The following is a 3,971-nucleotide window of genomic DNA, read 5'->3' as shown; positions in this document are numbered from 1 at the left end:
GACAAAAAGGTAAAAAAGTATCGTCAAATATGCGAGGGTTGCCCAGCTAGGTCAAAGGCGCCAGACTTAAGATCTGGTAACGAAGGTTTTCGTGGGTTCGAATCCCACCCCTCGCACTAACTTTTTTATACATTTTCTTGTGATTTTAAGTCGACTTGAGCCAGATTATCTATTTCTGTCACTGTAAATCTTATAGTTAATTCCGTCCCATTATCCTTTTTCAGTTCAAGTTCCCCATCTAACTGATCTACAAGGGTGATTACCAGTTGTATGCCAAGACTATCAAGGTCCTCAATTTCAAGATCTTTAGGAATGCCTACACCATTGTCTGAGACGGTCAGAGTAAAACTGTCACTCTTACTGCCTTCCCCTTTGCCTTTTCTTTCTTCTCTACAGAGTTTAATTCGAATTTCTCCTTTATCTCTGCCAGGAAATGCATGTTTAAGAGAATTGGAAATTAGCTCATTAACAATTATTCCTAGAGGGACAGCGGTATCCATATTAAAGAATGCATTCTCTTCCAGATTCATGTTTAAGTGGATATTCTTGCCACTAAGTCTATAAGTCTGGAAAAGGTTTTCAGCTAACTCTCTGATGTACGTTGAGAAATCTAATGTATCGGTTCCTTCTCCTTTATAAAGTTCTTCGTGGATAAGAGCCATAGATATAACTCGGTTCTGGCTTTCCCTGAAAGCCTCAATAACTTTCAGGTTAGCGAACTTATCAGCCTGAAGATCAAGGAGAGAAGATATAACTTGGAGGTTATTTTTGATTCTGTGATGGATTTCTTTCTTACGGGCAATCTCGATATTTTCAAGAGCTTCTTCTGCCTTTTTTTTCTCGGTAATATCGAGAACAAAGGCTATACCTTCATTGCGTACCTGATCGAAGGCAGCTATTCCAACAATGACAGGTACATGTGAGCCATCTTTGCGAATGTATTCCTTTTCTTTGGGTTCTTTTACACCAAAGGTTTTCAGTTCAGCAATAGATCGCTCATCTAGGGATCGGTACTCAGGAGGAGTCATCTTGTTCCAATTAATCATCCCTTCCTGCAAGTCCGCGCGCGTGTAACCTATAATTTCCAGCAATTTGTCATTGGCATCGGTGACCGACCCATCAAGATTAAAATAAAATACGCCGAACATGTCCGATTCGTAAAACTGGCGAAGGCGTGACTCACTCTCACGCAACGCTTCTTCCGCTTTGATACGCTCAGTAATATCTCTTACAATACCTGAGATAGCCACAAGCTTTCCAGTGATATCAAAGACAGGAGAAAAAGTAATTGAAACACTTATTATTGTATCATCCTTTCTTAACCGTAAAGTCTGATATTGGTGGACTTTTTCTCCGTGTCTAACTATTTCAATTAATTTTTTTGATTCTTCACGTAGATGGGATGGAGCCAGGATGGATACGCTCTTTCCAATGACTTCCTGTGATGAATAACCATAAACCTGCTCTGCAGCCTTGTTCCAGCTTGTAATAATACCGTCAAGAGACACAGTTATAATAGCATCACTCGATGATTCAACAGCATTCGCAAGTATCCGAATTTTCTCTTCTGCTCTTTTACTCTCTGTAATGTCCTGAATTATTCCTTTTGCTCGGATAGGAGTGTTTTTTTCATCAAAAATAATTTCAGATTGCATATGAACTGCACGCTCTTCCCCACTAACCAAGACAATCCTATATTCAATACTGGAAATTTTTTCTTTTACAGTTGCCTTCTTAAGGGCACTATCCACATAGTCTCGATCATCTGGATGTATGTAATTTAAAAATTCATTATAAGGTGGTGCTAATTTTTGAGAATCACGTCCAAAAATACGATACATTTCCTCAGACCAGTAGGCTTTATCAGTTGCAATATTCCAATCCCAATTTCCAATATGAGCCATCTTTTGAGCTTCAGCAAGACCTGTCTCACTTTCTTTCAGCGAATTATAAGCTTCCTGAAGTTCAACTGTACGCTCTTTAACTTTTTCTTCTAAAGTGTCATGTGCTTTTTTAAGAGCTTCTTCTGCTTTCTTACGTTCAATAATATCACGCGCAGCTGCAAAGACCCCAATAACCTTACCATCCTCGTCTCTATAAACTGAAGCATGATACAAAACTGGAGTTATATTTCCTTCCTTATGCTTAATATCTAGAGGATAATCCCGAACTTCACCATCTTTGAATACCTTTTGATATCCTATACGGGCTTTCTCAGGCTCAGTGAAGTAATCTGAAAAATCAGTCCCAATCAACTCATTTCTAGAATATCCTGTAACCTCTTCTGTAGCACAATTCACATCCGTAATCTTACCATCGTGCCCAATGGTTACTAAAGGATCCAGGCTAGCTTCAATAAGGCTACGATTATAAAGATTTGAGAACCTGAGAGCTTCCTCTGCCCGCTTGCGTTGGGTAATATCCAGTGCAGTGAACGTTATTTCTCCGGACAGGTCTCCCAAAACGATGGGTGACGAACTCAGGAGGATATCAAAAACGGAACCGTCCTTGCGCTGCCAGTGTGTCTCCACGTATCCCGTGCCGTGATCTTCAATCATGCTATACTTGACCCGGGCCACATGCTCATACTCCTCCTCTGTCGGATACAGCGTTAGAGCACTCTTGCCCAGTAGCTCCTCCCTCGAGTAGCCCGTCATCTCACATAACCGCTCATTAGCTTCCGTGATAATGCGGTTGACTACAACACCAATGCCGACTGGAGAGCTCCTGAAGATACTTTCGATCCTTGCCTTGCTCTCCCGTAACGCTTCCTCAGCCTGTTTGCGCTCGGTGATGTCGCGATTGCTGCCCAGGTTTCCAGCGTAGCATCCCTTACCATCGTATAAGGGCTGGCACAGGTGGTGAATCCATCGTATTTCGCCATCTTTTGTTATAATGCGAAACTCGATATCACCATGTCTACTCGGTGACGTATCCTGCTTATGCTGGATAAATGCCTGCCGATCATCCGGATGTATTATTCCTTGAAGCAGATCAGGGTTGTCCATGAATTCCCAGACAGCGTATCCTGTGAACCGCTCACAAGAAGGCGACATGTACAGGAAACGGCAATCAGGGCCCAGCCAAAACTCCCAGTCGAAGGTGTTATTGGCTACGATACGATATTTCTTCTCACTCTCCCGAAGTTTTCCTTCAATCTCTTTCTGTTTACTTATATCGAATCCAGAAATATTTACGCATCCTTGCTTCGGTAGAGGATGAAACACTATCAAGTAAATTCTTATACCTGCTTTAACTTCCATTTTTTCTGGATTGTTCTGGGTAATTACTTTTTGCACAATATCTACGATACTCGAAGGCAGTTTATCCCCGACTTTCGCGCCCCATTCATGCAATAATGGTTTACTAGCCTCATTTGAGTAAAGAACTGTCCCATCCTTTTCCACACTGAGCACAGGATTTGGATTCGTTGCAGGAAAATGTTCCATCCATTTTTCCCCTTCAGGCTTTTTTTCGTTTTTCGTTTTTTGACGGTAAAATATCTACTGATAAGCAGTAATAATAGAAATATTCAAATTGTTAAACTAATATTAATTCTGTTTTTATTATATATACGTTAGTATAAAAACGTAAGAAAAATCTGGGTGTCAAGACAGGAGTAAATAATCGCTAGTAGGCACCGAAAAAATGATTTAACTGGACAAATAAGCGTGTCTATATTGCACGATTTTATATTCAAATCAATTTGATTCCCAAATTCATAAGAGTTTTCAGACTTGTTTTCACGATCTCAAAGTTTGATTTTGATTTATTGTCCCACATTTGAGGTCTAGAGAAACAATTTTGATGATCAGCTCAGATAAAACCGTTTTAATCCATACTCATATGTTGGGTCTTCAATTCTTATGGCGTTCCAGTAAGATTCTGTGTTATAAGAAAGATTTTCACGCTTTCAATCTGATCGTTCATATCTTCGGGTAGATCCAACATACAGGACTAAATAATAAGGA

Annotated in this window: 1 protein-coding gene and 1 tRNA gene; one reads left to right on the top strand and one right to left on the bottom strand. The window is 40.2% G+C overall.

Translation table 11 applies throughout. The features are described 5' to 3' along the window. Positions 1 to 31: 31 nt before the first annotated feature. A tRNA-Leu gene (locus BP621_RS16670) sits at positions 32 to 116 on the top strand. A gap of 9 nt (positions 117 to 125) precedes the next feature. Here the strand turns inward: BP621_RS16670 and BP621_RS16665 are convergent. Next, positions 126 to 3,449 carry a PAS domain-containing sensor histidine kinase gene (locus tag BP621_RS16665; protein WP_292391848.1) on the bottom strand — a complete coding sequence of 1,108 codons (3,324 nt, stop codon included), beginning with the start codon at positions 3,447 to 3,449 and terminating at the stop codon, positions 126 to 128. Positions 3,450 to 3,971: the final 522 nt, after the last annotated feature.

The organism is Methanosarcina sp. UBA5, from assembly GCF_002505485.1.
In the GTDB taxonomy this organism is placed as follows: domain Archaea; phylum Halobacteriota; class Methanosarcinia; order Methanosarcinales; family Methanosarcinaceae; genus Methanosarcina.
This window is presented reverse-complemented; position numbering and strand designations above follow the sequence as displayed.

What these genes read in the sequence shown, in the direction of transcription:
- BP621_RS16665 (WP_292391848.1), bottom strand. Translation starts at nt 3,449, where the DNA reads ATGGAACATTTTCCTGCAACGAATCCAAATCCTGTGCTCAGTGTGGAA.